The organism is Enterobacter cloacae subsp. cloacae ATCC 13047 (assembly GCF_000025565.1).
GTDB lineage: Bacteria > Pseudomonadota > Gammaproteobacteria > Enterobacterales > Enterobacteriaceae > Enterobacter > Enterobacter cloacae.
In genome coordinates this window covers 79,937-95,468 of sequence record NC_014107.1, presented here as the reverse complement: position 1 = coordinate 95,468, position 15,532 = coordinate 79,937, and the positions used below count along the sequence as shown (strand labels likewise).

At 53.9% G+C, this 15,532-nt stretch carries 19 protein-coding genes and 4 pseudogenes; 11 read left to right on the top strand and 12 right to left on the bottom strand.

All coding sequences use genetic code 11. The features are described from left to right. The 8 genes from ECL_RS26365 to ECL_RS26330 form a co-directional block, all read right to left on the bottom strand. On the bottom strand, nt 1-822 hold the full coding sequence (locus ECL_RS26365) for a DUF932 domain-containing protein (protein WP_013087187.1): 822 nt from the start codon (nt 820-822) through the stop codon (nt 1-3). Nucleotides 823-838: 16 nt separating this feature from the next. Beyond that, on the bottom strand, nt 839-1,276 hold the full coding sequence (locus tag ECL_RS26360) for a hypothetical protein (protein ID WP_013087186.1): 438 nt from the start codon (nt 1,274-1,276) through the stop codon (nt 839-841). A gap of 544 nt (nt 1,277-1,820) precedes the next feature. Next, the gene (locus tag ECL_RS26355; RefSeq protein ID WP_013087184.1) at nt 1,821-2,156 is read right to left on the bottom strand and encodes a hypothetical protein; all 336 of its coding nucleotides are present in this window, start codon (nt 2,154-2,156) and stop codon (nt 1,821-1,823) included. Nucleotides 2,157-2,197: 41 nt separating this feature from the next. Further along, entirely contained in the window at nt 2,198-2,989 is a 792-nt protein-coding gene (locus ECL_RS26350; RefSeq protein ID WP_013087183.1) for an N-6 DNA methylase, read from the bottom strand. Between the two features lie 40 nt (nt 2,990-3,029). Beyond that, nucleotides 3,030-3,230 carry a hypothetical protein gene (locus ECL_RS26345; protein ID WP_013087182.1) on the bottom strand — a complete coding sequence of 67 codons (201 nt, stop codon included), beginning with the start codon at nt 3,228-3,230 and terminating at the stop codon, nt 3,030-3,032. A gap of 87 nt (nt 3,231-3,317) precedes the next feature. Continuing rightward, a complete protein-coding gene (locus ECL_RS26340; protein ID WP_013087181.1) occupies nt 3,318-3,779 on the bottom strand; it encodes a hypothetical protein in 462 nt (153 codons plus the stop codon). Nucleotides 3,780-3,839: 60 nt separating this feature from the next. Then, on the bottom strand, nt 3,840-4,154 hold the full coding sequence (locus tag ECL_RS26335; RefSeq protein WP_044157807.1) for a hypothetical protein: 315 nt from the start codon (nt 4,152-4,154) through the stop codon (nt 3,840-3,842). A gap of 875 nt (nt 4,155-5,029) precedes the next feature. After that, the gene (locus tag ECL_RS26330; RefSeq protein ID WP_013087178.1) at nt 5,030-5,188 is read right to left on the bottom strand and encodes a type I toxin-antitoxin system Hok/Gef family toxin; all 159 of its coding nucleotides are present in this window, start codon (nt 5,186-5,188) and stop codon (nt 5,030-5,032) included. A 71-nt stretch (nt 5,189-5,259) separates the two neighbouring features. Here ECL_RS26330 and ECL_RS26325 point away from each other — a divergent pair. From ECL_RS26325 to ECL_RS26315, 3 genes and pseudogenes are all read left to right on the top strand, one after another. Then, nucleotides 5,260-5,541, top strand: a pseudogene (locus ECL_RS26325) (helix-turn-helix domain-containing protein); the annotation flags it as partial. 72 nt (nt 5,542-5,613) lie between these two features. Then, nucleotides 5,614-6,782 (top strand): IS3-like element ISEc52 family transposase gene (locus ECL_RS26320; RefSeq protein WP_085929673.1). Its coding sequence is split into 2 segments (ribosomal slippage): nt 5,614-5,863 and nt 5,863-6,782, totalling 1,170 coding nucleotides; the frame shifts between segments, so codons are not numbered across the junction. Between the two features lie 8 nt (nt 6,783-6,790). Continuing rightward, nucleotides 6,791-7,546, top strand: a pseudogene (locus ECL_RS26315) (IS481-like element ISKpn28 family transposase); the annotation flags it as partial. 66 nt (nt 7,547-7,612) lie between these two features. On the opposite strand, the gene relE reads toward ECL_RS26315, so the two are convergent. Both relE and relB read right to left on the bottom strand, forming a co-directional pair. Continuing rightward, nucleotides 7,613-7,900, bottom strand: coding sequence for a type II toxin-antitoxin system mRNA interferase RelE (gene relE / locus ECL_RS26310; RefSeq protein WP_000323025.1), 288 nt, complete (start codon nt 7,898-7,900; stop codon nt 7,613-7,615). Further along, the gene (gene relB / locus ECL_RS26305) at nt 7,900-8,139 is read right to left on the bottom strand and encodes a type II toxin-antitoxin system antitoxin RelB (RefSeq protein WP_004196370.1); all 240 of its coding nucleotides are present in this window, start codon (nt 8,137-8,139) and stop codon (nt 7,900-7,902) included. Before relB ends, relE begins: the two co-directional genes overlap by 1 nt. A 24-nt stretch (nt 8,140-8,163) precedes the next feature. On the opposite strand from relB, the pseudogene ydfV reads away from it, so the two are divergent. The 5 genes and pseudogenes from ydfV to ECL_RS26285 form a co-directional block, all read left to right on the top strand. Next, nucleotides 8,164-8,262, top strand: a pseudogene (ydfV, locus tag ECL_RS27820) (protein YdfV); the annotation flags it as partial. A 196-nt stretch (nt 8,263-8,458) separates the two neighbouring features. Then, a protein-coding gene (locus ECL_RS26300) for an IS3-like element ISSen4 family transposase (protein ID WP_087451024.1) occupies nt 8,459-9,579 on the top strand; the annotation gives its coding sequence in 2 pieces (ribosomal slippage) (nt 8,459-8,717 and nt 8,717-9,579; 1,122 coding nt in all). Nucleotides 9,580-9,614: 35 nt separating this feature from the next. Next, entirely contained in the window at nt 9,615-9,980 is a 366-nt protein-coding gene (locus tag ECL_RS26295) for a hypothetical protein (protein ID WP_009651956.1), read from the top strand. Between the two features lie 43 nt (nt 9,981-10,023). Then, on the top strand, nt 10,024-10,761 hold the full coding sequence (locus tag ECL_RS26290; RefSeq protein WP_008460272.1) for a HupE/UreJ family protein: 738 nt from the start codon (nt 10,024-10,026) through the stop codon (nt 10,759-10,761). Between the two features lie 13 nt (nt 10,762-10,774). Continuing rightward, nucleotides 10,775-11,464: a hypothetical protein gene (locus ECL_RS26285; RefSeq protein WP_013087175.1), complete on the top strand. Its 690-nt coding sequence runs from the start codon at nt 10,775-10,777 to the stop codon at nt 11,462-11,464. A 30-nt stretch (nt 11,465-11,494) separates the two neighbouring features. Here ECL_RS26285 and chrA read toward each other — a convergent pair whose 3' ends face one another. Next, nucleotides 11,495-12,871 (bottom strand): chromate efflux transporter, encoded by a 1,377-nt coding sequence (chrA, locus tag ECL_RS26280; protein ID WP_004196363.1) that lies wholly within the window; start codon nt 12,869-12,871, stop codon nt 11,495-11,497. After that, nucleotides 12,828-13,805 carry a chromate resistance protein ChrB domain-containing protein gene (locus ECL_RS26275; RefSeq protein WP_004196334.1) on the bottom strand — a complete coding sequence of 326 codons (978 nt, stop codon included), beginning with the start codon at nt 13,803-13,805 and terminating at the stop codon, nt 12,828-12,830. Before ECL_RS26275 ends, chrA begins: the two co-directional genes overlap by 44 nt. 29 nt (nt 13,806-13,834) lie before the next feature. On the opposite strand from ECL_RS26275, the pseudogene ECL_RS26270 reads away from it, so the two are divergent. From ECL_RS26270 to ECL_RS26260, 3 genes and pseudogenes are all read left to right on the top strand, one after another. Next, a pseudogene (locus ECL_RS26270) lies at nt 13,835-14,042 on the top strand (MFS transporter); the annotation flags it as partial. 109 nt (nt 14,043-14,151) lie between these two features. Continuing rightward, a complete protein-coding gene (locus ECL_RS26265) occupies nt 14,152-14,523 on the top strand; it encodes a hypothetical protein (RefSeq protein WP_004196359.1) in 372 nt (123 codons plus the stop codon). Between the two features lie 62 nt (nt 14,524-14,585). Then, nucleotides 14,586-15,506 (top strand): methyltransferase domain-containing protein, encoded by a 921-nt coding sequence (locus ECL_RS26260; RefSeq protein WP_004196315.1) that lies wholly within the window; start codon nt 14,586-14,588, stop codon nt 15,504-15,506. The last annotated feature ends 26 nt before the right edge of the window (nt 15,507-15,532 follow it).

Sequence of the window (15,532 nt, the reverse complement as noted above, 5' to 3'; positions counted from 1 at the left end):
TCAGGCCTTCAGTTTTGCAAACTCCTCCGCCATTTTCCAGAGCACCTGATTTAATTTGATGTCACCATCAATTCCGGTGACTTCCCGCGTTCTGGCCACCTTCCCTTTTTGCGTTCTGCCACGAATCCCCCCACGGATCACATTTTCCTGTACTACGTTAAACGTGGTCCATAAATCCTGGCCTCTGTCGAGTACCCGGCGTGGGTTAATAATTTGCTCCGGCGTAATCGGCGCTGGTTTTCCATCGTACTTAAGTTCCAGAGCGGTCGCACCAAAAAGTCGCTGCTCAGGCAAAGTAAGCTGAATGCTTTTCATGAGGTCAATATTTTCATCAACCGCGTCAAATGTTTTCAGCACCGTGTAAGCGCCTTCAATAACCTGCCCGACAATATCCCCTTTGTGGGGTACGCGGATTTCACCAAAATCCTTCCATGCAACCAGACCATTACTGCAAACCTGACGGAACATACCGGGGATCATTTTATAGCTGCTTGAACCATCATGGCTATTCAGCAGAATAATTTCCGGTACTTCTTTCCCGTTAATCTGGTCATGACGACGCAGGCGAAGCATATGTTTTGTAAATTCTCGTTTATCCTGGTCACGTGTGCGTGACTGCGTTGCATAATACGGCTGAAACCCTTCATCACGTAAACGGTCAAGAATATTTATGGTCGGGATATATGTATAACGTTCAGAGCGTGAATCGTGTTTATCCGATGAGAACGCGCTCGGAACGATGAGCTGTAATTCCTCATTTGTCAGCGGACGGTCTTTACGGATCGAGACAGGCATACGATAGCGGCTTGCGAAACTGACCATTTTTATTTACTCCTGATTATTTAGTAAGTGATGAAGGAATAACGCGGTGAAAATTATCCAGCGGCATTGCAGCTGCCACCGGGCGACCATCTACAACCCAGACAGAGATATAATCCGGGCATTCGTCATTAATTAACGTCAGCTCAGTGGCATTCTCTGGCGGCGTAAAAATTGTCGGTTGTGGCTCCCCTTCCGATGCTGCCAGGACCCAGCAGAACAGATCCGTGAACTGGGACGTGGTGAGGTTTGAATCACATCTTCCGGTAGATTCTTGAGCGGCGGTTTTGACGTTGACGTTTCGTGTGTGCATTTTGGTTTTCTCCTGTGGTGATGGTTGTCCATCTCCCTGGTGAGTTCTCTCGCGGCAAAGGGCAAAAGGAGCGACGGCGGGGTGGCAGGAGAAGGGCGCAGACAAAAGTTTTTGCGGCACGCAAAAACTTTTGTCTGAGTGCATTTCACCCTTCGGATGACGACCCGACGGTGCTACGACCAGCCCTCCGCGTGAGGACGCACGGGGGATGGCCTCACCGGGTGAACAGGATGCACGCACCCGACACGGCGGAACGGCGTGGCGGCCTTAAAGCGACGGCTCCGCCGGCGCGCTCAGGGCGGCCCGGCCTCCGGCCGGTGCAAGCCAGGGGGTTGACCTCAGCCATCAGACCCTAGCGTCAGCCCGAAACCGCTTGCGGGTTCGGCGGAGCCCGGCGGGTGCGTCAGAAGCCGACCTGGCGGAGTGGGGCTCGACGACCGGACCGCCACGCGGGCCGGGAGCCGAAGGGGGCCATCGCCCTGCCCTGCTTTCGGGTTATGGCCATAACAAAGCTGCAGCTGAGAAAGTTGACCAGCAGGACGCCGGTTCTGAAGGCAGGTAAGGAGAGAAGTACGGTAGCGGGGAATGGCAGGAGCGCCGGAGGCGCTTTCGCCCTCCCTGTTTCCCCGAAGGGGAAGCGTTTTTTTGCGGTTGCCCTGATGGCATCCACCAGGGCACAGACTCCCGATCAAACTGGTTCTTCGCTGTCACCTCCGTTTTCCTGCTCATAATGCATCATGGCCATATTCAGCAGGGCATTAAATCCGTCGATACCTGCCCCGTCAGGATCGCACTGTTTGCACAGGTGCAGAAGATTGGCCAGAAAATCAGTGATGACGGTTTGCACGCTCTCGCTTTCCCTGTTCAGCCCGGTTTTTCGGGCAAACTGCCAGAGCACATCTGCAGCCAGTGCAGCGTGATCGTCGTTGTTGCGGATTTTTAGCGGTTCAGGCTGGCCGTTGAGGCATTCTGCCATGGTCTCCAGCACGGTCGCCGGAACAGCGTTCAGTGTGTTGCTTGTCATTTTTATCTCCCTGCGGCAGGTCTGCCCTGCCGCTCTGTCAGTCAGGCGGCCACGGTGGCCAGAAAGTTCTTCATTGCATCCAGACGACTGCGAAATGCCAGACGGCCCTGCCAGTCATTGAAGTAATACACGGGGGTGTAACGCACGCGGTTCGCTTTCAGGGTCAGCGTATTACCGGTCACGACTTTCGCGGGAATACCCAGCAGAGCCAGCTGGATAAAGGCCATATCAGCCACCATTGGATCGATGTCGGTGCAGGTGGCATATAGCTGTTCAGACGGGTTATATCCCGCTTCAGCCATCCAGTATGCAAAGGCAATGACCATACCGGCGCTGCCGCAGGCTGGCTCATCGAGCGTCATCCACCCCTCACGCTTTATCGTCTCCTGAGCGCCGGGCATGAGTAGTCCGGCCATCAGACGGGAGATGCAGGACGGAGAGAAATACTGCCCCATTTCGTCCGCGCCCAGCTCCTGCTCCATATACAGAGCGCCGAGGAAATCATGAATGTCACCCGCCAGCCCCTCAACCAACAGGCAGAACAGCTGCTTCATGGCGTCTAAATCGTCCGGCTGATACCGTGCGCAGATGCGACGGCTGTTTTCGATGTTCTCCGGCGAACGAATACGGGCCAGATCCAGCTCGCTGGCTGCCAGGGTGATGAAGTCACTGAACACTTCGGAACGGCGCATATTTTTCGCCGTTTGCCGGAACACACTGGCGAACTGTTTACGCGCCTCAGCTGGCGACAGCATCCGGGCCGGTGCGGAAGCCCGCGGCTGCAGATCAGCCTGGTCTGCCAGGAACAGGGATTCAAAACTCAGTTGTGACATGGTTTCTCCTTACCGGCCGCCCGCAGGCGGCCGTCTCCTGTTAAGCCAGTCCAAGCGCCGGGTAGACGCTGACAGCCAGACCACAGTCAGCATCGGTGGCGTAGCCCGTTTCGGCATTTACCACGGACAGGAACGGCTGCCACTGTGAGAAGCGCAGCGCGGGTACGCGAGCGCGTTTTCCGGCGCGGAGGGCATTTACAAATGCCTTCGCCTGTGCGACAGTTTGCGGGTCAAATTTCACGATCAATCTCCTTACTTTGGTTGTGATTGCCGGTTCACCGTTGCTGCGGCTACCCGGCGTTGAGAAAGCAGGGGCAACCCTGCTTTTTTAATGCGCGGAATTCAGCGGCGCATCGAGACAGAAACGGGCGATCACGTCGCCAATCAGCTCCCGGTGATGGCGGGTGTGCAGGTCATGGCACTCAAAGAAACGCGCGCCGTACCGGACGAAAATTGCGGTCACATCCCCGCCCGTAAACTCCATCGATTTGAACGACTCCCCGCCATACCCTCTGCACCAGTCCACTGGCGGCAGCGTTTCCAGCTGGTCGATGTACCGGGCCCCGGTGATTTCCACCCAGGGACGGCGATAGCCGTCATTCTGCTTTTCCTGAACCAGAGTCGCGGGGATCAGCTCCGCATCCGGATAGAGACGGCGCAGGGATTCCAGCGTTATCGCTTCACGCTGAGTCACCCACTGCCCTTCCAGCTGGGTTGCGCGGTCATAAACGGCGTTATGGGACGGAACGAAAAAGGCCATTGGTGCAGCGGCCGGGGTGTTAACGTTCATATTTCTGGCTCCTGTCTTATGAGGTTCCGTGCGGCGGCTGCCGCACGGGGTGAACCGTGTTTAAATGTCGATACCTGCACGCGCGATCAGGCGCACAAACTGTTTGAAGTGGTCAGCTTCAGCCACATGGATATGGCGGAACTGTTTATCGACGCCGCTGCTGAGGGCGTAGAAATAGGTGCAGCGCATCGTTTCGGGGCAGCGTCTGCGCAGTTTCTTCAGCTCAGCCAGGCTGCTGAACTCCAGAACATCAGGTTCCTCCGCTGAGTTTTTTTTCTGCTCAGCGACGAGGATCGTGTACGACACGGTTTTTCCCCCTATCTTCCTGGAAGATTCGGGAGCGGCGGTTTTGACGTTGACGTTTTGTGTGTGCATCCTGGTTTTCTCCTGTGGTGATGGTTGTCCATCTCCCTGGTGAGTTCTCTCGCGGCAAAGGGCAAAAGGAGCAACGGCGAAGGGCGGAAGGAAAGGGGCGGAGACAAAAGTTTTTGCGGCACGCAAAAAGTTTTGGCGGAGTGCATTTCACCCCTTGGATGACGACCCGACGGTGCTACAAGCAGCCCTCCGCGTGAGGACGCACGGGGGATGGCCTCACCGGGTGAACAGGATGCACGCACCCGACACGTCGGAACGGCGTGGCGGCCTTAAAGCGACGGCTCCGCCGGCGCGCTCAGGGCGGCCCGGCCTCCGGCCGGTGCAAGCCAGGGGGTTGACCTCAGCCATCAGACCCTAGCGTCAGCCCGAAACCGCTTGCGGGTTCGGCGGAGCCCGGCGGGTGCGTCAGCAGCCGACCTGGCGGAGTGGGGCTCGACGACCGGACCGCCACGCGGGCCGGGAGCCGAAGGGGGCCATCGCCCTGCCCTGTTTTCGGGTTATAGCCACGGAGCTGCAGATGCGAAAGTTAACCGGCAGGACGCCGGATATGACGCCCGGGATAAAGAACATCGGGCACACCAGGCTGAAGCCCGGTATGAGCAGGTAGCTCACAGAGTTTCGAATTCAACAAAATCAGGCAGGACAGGCAGGGGGGAGGATCAGGCAGAGGGAGCAGAGGGGCAGCGCCGAAGGCGCGTCCCCCTTCCCCCGTTCCCCGCAGGGGAACAGCCCTTCCCGGAGGTTCAGGCGTGCGGTCGCGTCGGGAAGGAAAAAGGGGCTACCGGCGAACCGGCAACCCCTTCATAAAGGCGCTTCAGGCATGTCCACACAATCTCAGCCCCTGAATGGCGGGGGTTTCCCCCCGCCGGGGTTAGCTACTTAGCGGATTCGTAAGCCATAAAAGCTGCCACCTCCCTGTCCGTGTCCCTGTACCGGATTTCGCAAAGCGATTTCCGTGTCAGGTAAGTGAATATCAGCAGTGTGAGACACACTATTAATACGCACCAGAGCAGGGTGTTTCGCGGCAGTTTCATGGCCTTCTTCTCCTGTGTAAGTTCACACAGATATTGCAATTGCCTCAGAACACTAAAGGAGGGATTGCCAGATGTTGATGCAGCATATCGGTGTCGGCTATTTTGGGTATTACCGAGCAACTGCTTATGCGATGAAACACTCTCTTATGCCCGAGATTGCGAAGTTAAGAATGAAGGCTCTGAACTTCTGGGATAAGCACGGGATCCGTGCCGCAGCTGATGCTTTAGACGTATCAACGCGAACACTCTACTGGTGGCGCCGGTTACTGCGCACCGGTGGTCCAGAAGCACTAATTCCAAGAAGCAAAGCCCCTCTGGTTCGCCGTTCAAGGCACTGGCATCCTGATGTACTCTGAAGTGGTTTACTGAATTTGGCCACCTGAACAGAGGTGATATGCTCACCTCAGAACAACACAGGTGTCATAATGAAAAAAAGAAATTTCAGCGCAGAGTTTAAACGCGAATCCGCTCAACTGGTCGTTGACCAGAACTACACCGTGGCAGATGCAGCCAGCGCTATGGATGTCGGCCTTTCCACAATGACGCGATGGGTGAAACAATTACGTGATGAACGGCAGGGCAAAACACCAAAAGCCTCCCCCATTACCCCGGAACAAATTGAAATCCGTGAGCTCAGGAAAAAGCTACAACGTATTGAAATGGAAAATGAAATATTAAAAAAGGCTACCGCGCTCTTGATGTCAGACTCCCTGAACAGTTCTCGATAATCGGGAAACTCAGGGCGCGTTATCCTGTGGCCACTCTCTGCCATGTGTTCGGGGTTCATCGCAGCAGCTACAAATACTGGAAAAACCGTCCTGAAAAGCCAGACGGCAGACGGGCTGTATTACGCAGTCAGGTACTTGAACTGCATGGCATCAGCCACGGCTCTGCCGGAGCAAGAAGCATCGCCACAATGGCAACCCAGAGAGGTTACCAGATGGGGCGCTGGCTTGCTGGCAGACTCATGAAAGAGCTGGGGCTGGTCAGTTGCCAGCAGCCGACTCACCGGTATAAGCGTGGCGGTCATGAGCACGTTGCTATCCCGAATCATCTTGAGCGACAGTTCGCCGTAACGGAACCAAATCAGGTGTGGTGCGGTGATGTGACCTATATCTGGACGGGTAAGCGCTGGGCGTACCTCGCCGTTGTTCTCGACCTGTTCGCAAGAAAACCAGTGGGCTGGGCCATGTCGTTCTCGCCGGACAGCAGGCTCACCATGAAAGCACTGGAAATGGCATGGGAAACCCGTGGTAAGCCCGTCGGGGTGATGTTCCACAGCGATCAAGGCAGCCATTATACGAGCAGGCAGTTCCGGCAGTTACTGTGGCGATACCGGATCAGGCAGAGTATGAGTCGGCGTGGAAACTGCTGGGATAACAGCCCAATGGAGCGCTTCTTCAGGAGTCTGAAGAACGAATGGGTGCCGGCGACGGGCTATGTAAGCTTCAGCGATGCAGCTCACGCAATAACGGACTATATCGTTGGATATTACAGCGCACTAAGACCGCACGAATATAATGGTGGGTTACCGCCAAACGAATCAGAAAACCGATACTGGAAAAACTCTAACGCGGTGGCCAGTTTTTGTTGACCACTTCACTCAAGGAGATCAGGCGTCTGAGAACTGAGTTACCCAATCTCGGCAAAGAGCAGATTTTTGTCAGGCTGAAACCATGGTGTGAAGCGCGGCATTTTACCTGTCCCAGCACGTCAACCATTGGAAGAATCATTGCTGGTGCTCACGATAAAATGCGGATGATCCCCGTACGCCTCAGCGCCAGGGGCAAAGCCCGGTTGATAAAAAAACGCTCAGTGAAGCCCAGAAGACCAAAACAATACCGCCCGGTAAAAACAGGCGAACTCATAGGGATGGACGCGATTGAACTCAGGATGGGGGACCTACGCCGCTATATCATTACCATGATCGACGAGCACAGCGACTATGCGCTGGCCCTTGCGGTCCCTTCACTCAACAGCGATATTACCAGCCATTTCTTCAGCAAGGCCACAAAGCTCTTTCCTGTCGCTATCAGACAAGTTGTCACTGACAACGGTAAGGAGTTCCTCGGTAACTTTGATAAAACGCTACAGGAAGCCTCGATTAAACACATCTGGACCTATCCGTACACACCGAAAATGAATGCGACCTGTGAGCGATTTAACCGGACACTTAGAGAACAATTTATTGAATTCAATGAATTGTTGCTTTTTGAGGACCTGAATTTGTTTAATCAAAGAATGGCTGAATATCTGGTGCTGTATAACAGCAAAAGGCCACATAAATCACTCGAACTGATGACGCCAGTGGACTATATTTTACGTGAGAGTAAAAATTGCAATATGTGGTGGACCCATACATCTCCTGTCAACGCAAAGCAGAAGTGTCACCATCGGTGCGAAACAGAGATGTCATGCTTTGGTTCAGAGAATGCGTTTGACCGCCTCGCTATATACTTCCGAGCGTTCTCTTTTCCCAACAGAAATCACGAAAACGACAACTTTCTCGTCTATAACCTGGTATACAAGGCGATAGCCTGAAGACCGGAGCTTAATCTTGTAACAATCAGGCATACCACGGAGCTTGTTTGCTTCAATCCGGGGTGACTCAAGTACTTCAACCAGCTTCTTTTTCAACTGTTCACGTACCGTCGAGCCCAGCTTTCGCCATTCCTTTAGTGCCCGCTCGTCAAAATCCAGAAAATACGCCATCAGAGTTCATCCAGCGTCACACGTACTGGCTTAGGATTACAAAGTCGTTCTTTCACTATCTCCACAAGTTCAGCATCTTCATCACTCAGGAGTGTCTGTTTGAACGGCAAGCGTTCATTGTCAGCGATATACTCGAGCATGAGACGAAGCGCTTCAGAAGGAGTTACGCCCATTTTTTCAAGCGCGGCGTAAGAACGCGCTTTAAGTTCATCGTCAATACGTAGGTTAATGCTACCCATGTCTTACACCCCTTGTAATTACAAATGTCATTACAAGTATCGCACTACAACATGCTTAGGGCAAGTCACGAAGTAAGTCAGAAAGTAGTCGTAAGAACGGTGATCACTGTCCGCTTTGTGCCAGAAGTGGACGGCAGGATTTGTTGAACATTTCAGACAAAACCAAACTCAAAACAACTATTGAAATCAAGCCAGCATAGCGGATACATTACGCACGTTGTTACTTTGTATCATCAGGATGCCGTTAATGACCTGCTCCCCGTTGATTAGTACACCCCGATGTTAGTAATGTCTTCATAAGCCACATGAGGACATCCCCATGAAGAAGCGTTTTTCCGACGAACAGATCATCAGTATTCTCCGCGAAGCCGAAGCTGGGGTACCCGCCCGTGAACTCTGCCGCAAGCATGCCATTTCCGATGCCACGTTTTACACCTGGCGTAAGAAGTATGGCGGTATGGAGGTGCCTGAAGTTAAGCGCCTGAAGTCGCTTGAGGAAGAGAACGCCAGACTCAAGAAGCTGCTTGCCGAAGCCATGCTGGATAAAGAGGCGCTTCAGGTGGCTCTTGGGCGAAAGTACTGACGACAGACCAGAAGCGGGAAGCCGTGATGTTGATGTGTGATGCGACCGGTCTGTCGCAACGTCGTGCCTGCAGGCTTACAGGTTTATCCCTGTCGACCTGCCGCTATGAGGCTCACCGTCCGGCTGCTGATGCGCATTTATCAGGGCGCATCACTGAGCTGGCACTGGAGCGCAGGCGTTTTGGCTACCGTCGTATTTGGCAGTTGCTGCGCCGTGAAGGGCTTCATGTTAATCATAAGCGCGTGTACCGGCTTTATCACCTCAGTGGCCTGGGCGTAAAACGCAGAAGACGTCGTAAAGGGCTGGCAACAGAACGTCTGCCGCTGCTCCGTCCGGCGGCGCCCAATCTGACCTGGTCGATGGATTTCGTCATGGACGCACTTTCCACCGGTCGCAGGATCAAGTGTCTTACCTGCGTCGATGATTTCACAAAGGAATGCCTGACGGTCACTGTTGCCTTTGGGATTTCAGGCGTTCAGGTCACGCGTATTCTGGACAGCATTGCACTGTTTCGAGGCTATCCGGCGACGATAAGAACTGACCAGGGGCCGGAGTTCACTTGCCGTGCACTGGATCAATGGGCCTTTGAGCATGGTGTTGAGTTGCGCTTAATCCAGCCGGGCAAGCCAACGCAGAACGGATTTATTGAGAGCTTTAACGGACGATTTCGCGATGAATGTTTGAATGAGCACTGGTTCAGCGATATCGTTCATGCCAGGAAAATTATTAATGACTGGCGGCAGGATTATAACGAATGCCGCCCGCACTCCACGCTGAATTATCAGACACCGTCTGAATTTGCAGCGGGCTGGAGAAAGGGTCATTCTGAGAATGAAGATTCCGACGTTACTAACTGAGTGTTGTATCTAATCGTGGGGGCAGGTCATTAACTGTGTTTATCAGCCGTGAAGTCATTTCCAGAATCGTGCTTATCATCATGGCTGTTGCCGTGCTGAGCAGTTCGTTTATGGCAAAGCCACAGGCTGCATACAGCGTTCAGGAAACAACGTCCATCAGTGACCATCAACACGACAGCGATGAACCACTGAATGAGCACGATCCATTGTTGTTTCACTCCCACGGTAGCGTGCATCACCTCAATGCCGATCATTCCCACGATCTGAATAAACTCTTTGCTCTGCCTACTCTGCACGCATGGAATCCGGGCATGCGGGTGATATATGCGTTGAGTTCAGAACAAATACTGCAAATGCCGCAGTCCACCCCCGAACGCCCTCCGAGAATCCTGTCTGCGTAATAACTTCTGCTAATTCGTTATTATTCAACATGTAAGGATTTTTATGTATACCAGCCTTGATACACAGGGCCGGTTGAGCGCTCGCCTGCTTTCAGCTCAGGCGCGTTCGGCTTGTCTGTTTTTCCTGTTGTTACTGCTTTTCTACAGCCAGGGCGCGTATGCGCACGGCGTGGCGGAAGGCGACAAAGGGTACATCCAGGAAATCACCGGGGTGAACATCATCCCGTTTATCTACCTTGGCGCGAAGCACATGGTGACCGGTTACGATCATCTGCTGTTTCTGTTCGGGGTGATTTTCTTTCTCTACAAAATGCGTGATATCGGGCTGTACGTTAGCCTGTTCGCTATCGGGCATTCAACGACGCTGCTCATCGGCACCTTCTTTGATATCAGCGTCAGTGCTTACCTTATTGACGCCATTATCGGGCTGTCCGTGGTCTATAAAGCGCTTGATAACCTCGGGGCATTCCAGCGCTGGTTTGGCGTTCAGCCCAACACGAAGCTTGCGACGCTCATCTTTGGATTCTTCCACGGTTTTGGTCTGGCAACCAAAATCCAGGAATTCGAAATCTCTCCCGATGGCCTGTTTGTCAACCTGATTGCCTTCAACATTGGCGTTGAGATCGGCCAGCTGCTCGCGCTGAGCGCCATCCTGATCGTTATGAGCTACTGGCGGCAAACGGCGAGCTTTTTCCGACACGCTTATACCGCCAATGTGGTGATGATGAGCGCGGGATTTCTGTTAATGAGTTACCAGCTTTGTGGCTACATTTTAGCCTGAGGGAGACAAAACAATGTACAACGCTGATTTACCAACACGCGCAGAATTACCTTCTGCCATCAAACTGATGCAGTCCACTATCCTCGCCGCCATCGTGGCGCTGACGCTGCTGATCACCGTCGTCATGCCTTCGGAATACGGCATTGATCCTACTGGCGTGGGTCGTTTACTGGGGCTTAAGCAGATGGGAGAAATCAAAACGCAGCTTGCCGAAGAAGCTGATGCCGATAATCAGGCCAGCGCTGTTCAGCAAGGACAGCTGGCTGCGCCAGTTAATGAGCGACCGATCCCGGATAATCCTCCGGCAATAACGCAGAACACCTACCCGGAGCTGAGCGTTCCGGCGACCACGCGCGCGCCGGAAGTACCATCGGCTGGCTCGCAACGTCATCAGATGCTCATCACCCTGAAGCCTAACGAAGCTGCTGAAGTTAAACTGGAAATGCGCAAAGATGCCCGCGTGACCTATCAGTGGACAAGTTCCGGACCGGTAAACGTGGATGCGCACGGCGATCCGGTCAACGCCCCGAAAGGCTTCTACCATGGCTATGGTAAAGCCCGGCAGATCACATCCGGAGACGGCGTTTTACAGGCCGCGTTCGAGGGTAAACATGGCTGGTTCTGGCGAAATCGTGGTTCTGAGACCATCACGATCCAGCTTGATACAACCGGCGACTACCTGAACATCAAACGGGTTATCTGATAAATCAGGGGCAGGATAACCTGCCCCTTTTCACACAGCTGACAGCCCGGTCAGGCGGAGTATCAGCCCGGCGAGAGCCGCCATGGCAATAACGTGCGTAACCTTCCATTTTAATCTGAAAAGCGCAAACGCAGCGGCGACGGCAATCAGGGCGGCAGGGATATCGATCCCTCCCTTTGCGCCTTCCGGCCATACGGTATGCCAGATAAAAAACAGCCCCAGATTAACAATGACGCCCACTACGGCCGCTGTGATGGCGGTTAAAGGTGCCGTGAAACCCGCCTTGTTGTGGGTCGTTTCGATAAACGGCCCGCCTGCCAGCACGAAAATGAAGGACGGGAGAAAGGTAAACCAGGTCACCATGCAGGCGGCAACGGCGCCGCCGACAAACAGCATATCCGCGCCAAAAACGGCATGGGTATACCCGCCCACAAATCCGACAAACGTGACCACCATAATCAGCGGGCCGGGCGTGGTTTCTCCCAGCGCCAGCCCGTCCATCATCTGCCCGGCAGTCAGCCAGCCAAAATTGACGACAGCACCCTGATAAACGTATGGCAGGACGGCGTAGGCCCCACCGAAGGTAAGGAGCGCAGCCTTGGTAAAGAACCAGCCCATCTGCGTCACCGGATGCGCCCAGCCCAGCCCCAGCGTCAGCACCGTCATGGGAATAAGCCAGAGCAGTGCACCCGCTGCCACAATCCTTAACAGTTTCGCCCAGCTGAACAGGGCATGCGCCGGTACGGGCGTATGATCGTCAATAACCGCAGCATCAACGGCGGCTTTCTCCTGTTTGTTATGCCCGCTGCCGCTGTGAAATTTTTCCGGCGCGATGCGTCCGCCGATAAAGCCAGTTATCGCTGCTGAAATAACGATGACGGGAAAAGGAACGTTCAGGGCGAAAACGGCCACAAAAGCCGCAGCAGCTATGGCCCAGTGGGCACCGTGTTTCAGCGCACGGGAGCCGATGCGATGCGCCGCCTGCAGCACGATTGCCGCCACGGCGGGTTTAATGCCGTAAAAGATACCGGCAATAATGGCAACGTCTCCCCAGGCGATATAGATCCACGACAACGCGATAAGAATAAAAAGTGAGGGAAGGATAAATAACAAACCCGCTATCACTCCGCCCAAGGTCCTGTGCATCAGCCAGCCAATGTAGGTGGCAAGTTGCTGAGCTTCCGGACCGGGCAGCACCATACAGAAATTGAGTGCGTGGAGAAAACGGGACTCGGAAATCCAGCGCCGGTTCTCGACCAGTTCCTGATGCATGATCGCAATCTGTCCGGCAGGACCGCCAAAGCTGATAAAACCCAGCTTCATCCAGAACCAGAACGCCTCCTTCAGGGGGACCGGCTTGGGCTTAACGTTTTCCTCTGCCAGCGTCAGCAACTCCGTTTTGTTCATCATGGCCGGACCTCATTTCAAACGTCGTTAACAGACCGTCAAACAGCGAACAGGCCGCTGTGAGTAATGTGTCATCATCCGTAATGCTTTCACGCAATCCTGCCAGTACACTTTCAACGCCAGCGGCTTCGGGGGGCTGAACCCCGCCAACATCAAGGTAATGCACAAGCATCCCCAGACCATTCAGGGCATCCCCCGTCAGCCCGAAGCGGACCATCAGCACTTCAAAGGTCACACGATTGTCGATGTGGCTGAAGGTCGCGCCATCAAAATCAAACCCCACCGCCTCTTCCGGGCAATCGTTGCCATCCTTAAGCCAGAGAAACTGCGCATCCTGGTCGATAAAACGCCGTATAAGCCAGGCGCTGGCAAGCCTGTCAATCCATGGCCGGCGACGCGTAGCCCAGATCCTGTTATGAAAATCCTCAGGCTTCAGCCGTGTCAGCAAGCCACTGACGGCATGAGGCTCTCCGGGAGAGATGAACCTGTTAATGCCAGCTTCCAGTTCTGACAAGGCAAAAATGGCCTGCGCCTGCGCTTCACCAGGAAAGAAATCAATCGCCACAATCCGATCCAGCTCGCGACGAAGTTTTCTTACCATCTTCAGTTGGCTGACCGCGGTTTCCTCATTAAGGTCGTTTTTACAAACCTGAAGGCTCTCCATCAGGATCAGGTACTGCTGAGAGCGATCGAATAACGGGCGAATTTTCTCTTCGTCGGAAGTCTCTGCGTCAAAAACAAAGGCCGTTCCTCCCTCACCGCTGATTTCACGACTCATCTCGTTAAAAATCTCATGGCTCTGTTGCGCTTCAGGCAACAGATAAACGCCGTCGCGCAGCATGGCGGCACCGGTATTTTTTAATGCCCGCCAGACACGCATACGTAATGTGGCCTGCTCAGTGGGCAGTGTCAGAATAAGGATATGTAGTTTCATAGTGTAGAGATTAATACATATGGTAGAGATTGCTACATATTTTCAGTCTTTCTAACCGTACATATCGCTATCTTTTTATGGTGCTCATAATTGCTCTTATCGGTACCGGTCTTGCTACCGTTGCACTGGGCCTGCTGGCGGGCGACAGGGCAGGGGGAGTCGGGAACGGCGCTGGCAATGAAGATGCTTGCTTATATTCTGGTCGCCCCGGTCGCTGATGCATTATGCGGGCCTTTTTATTCATATCGCCAATACAAGACTTTACATTCCAGCCCTTACATCCTCCCCGGGGGGATGCTAATCTTTTTATACCGTTGTCATTGTCTATTGAGGAAAGCAATCAGCGATGTACCCGATGTTTAAACGTTCGCCCCGTTATGTTCTGATGATCGTCATCATGGCCATTGGCATGATGATGTCGTCGATGGTGACGTTTGCGTCGCACGGTACAAACGGCCTGACAGGCTACGAGATGAATCTGCATGACGCAGAAGTCACCATGTCAATGCAGGATCACTCTCACGATTCGGATATCCCTCAGTCTGGCCACGCAGGCCATCATCAGACAGACCATTTCCATGAAACCCCTGAGCAGCCGCCCTCTGTAGAGATTTCCCTCTCTCCTGTAACAGACAGATGGTTGCCGCTTGCCGATCTTCGTAGCCCGGTTAAGGCCACGGACATCATTTACCGTCCTCCCAGCATCCGCCAGATCTGATCGCTGTTACCGGCAGTTTTTGCTGCCCGGCTTTAATCAACTTCAGATTTAGCGGAGAGGCTATGTATAAAGACTCTATCCAGGCGCGTCGAGAGATTGCGCGTAATTTCACTGCACTCAATTATCGTGTTGATCCCCTGCACTGGCAGACGCTCTGCATGGGCGTTAATCGCGACCTTCAGGCCAAAAAAATGCGTCCGAATGTCCCGGTTCCTTCACGGCGTAAAGTCATTCCGTTCCTGAAAATGATGCATCAGGAAACGGGCTCGATGCTCAAAGCGATCCTTGCCTTTGGCTTTGATGGCCCCTGGACATCCAGCGGCGGTTCATTTCGCCTGGCGCGAGAAATTGGGTTCGACATCGCCCACTATGCGAAAAACATTCACCACAAAAACGGGAAAGTCACCTTCCTGGAAATTGGTGCCGCCTGGGCGGGTTTTCGCGCTGAGGAATGTGCCGGCCATCAGGCGACGATTTCCGGGCTTTCCGGGGAGTTCAGGGAGCAACTTGGGGAAAGCGTATTCCTGCACTTCACTAATCTCACACCGTGGCATGCATCGCTGCCAAAAGGCGTGACTGAGCATCCTTACGTGACAGCAGCCGGGCTGGGAGCGCTGGAAAACAGAGGTGTTCAGGCAGGTGAGGTCGATATTATCTACTCCCAGGCAGCGGCCTATTTCGAACAGGATTACACGGCTTTCCTTCGCAGCGCTGCACGCCTGCTGAAAGAGGATGGCGTCCTGATCTTCAACCATGACCCTGTTCTGGCGAGCGCGATGGATGAAGTCGCCTGGGAGCACGGACTGCGGCTGGTCAGACGTAAGCAAATGGGAGGAATGAATGGCGCGATTGCCCGTTATCACCGGCTTCGTTCGTCCCCGGTAAGTCAGATGGTCTTCCCCGGCGTAAAGCGGGCAGAGGATGAAGAAGTGGTCTGTGAATCACTGGTTATGTCGGCGCTTCGTCGCAACGTAGAGGTGTAACGCCCGATATGTTGACGCGCAGACAT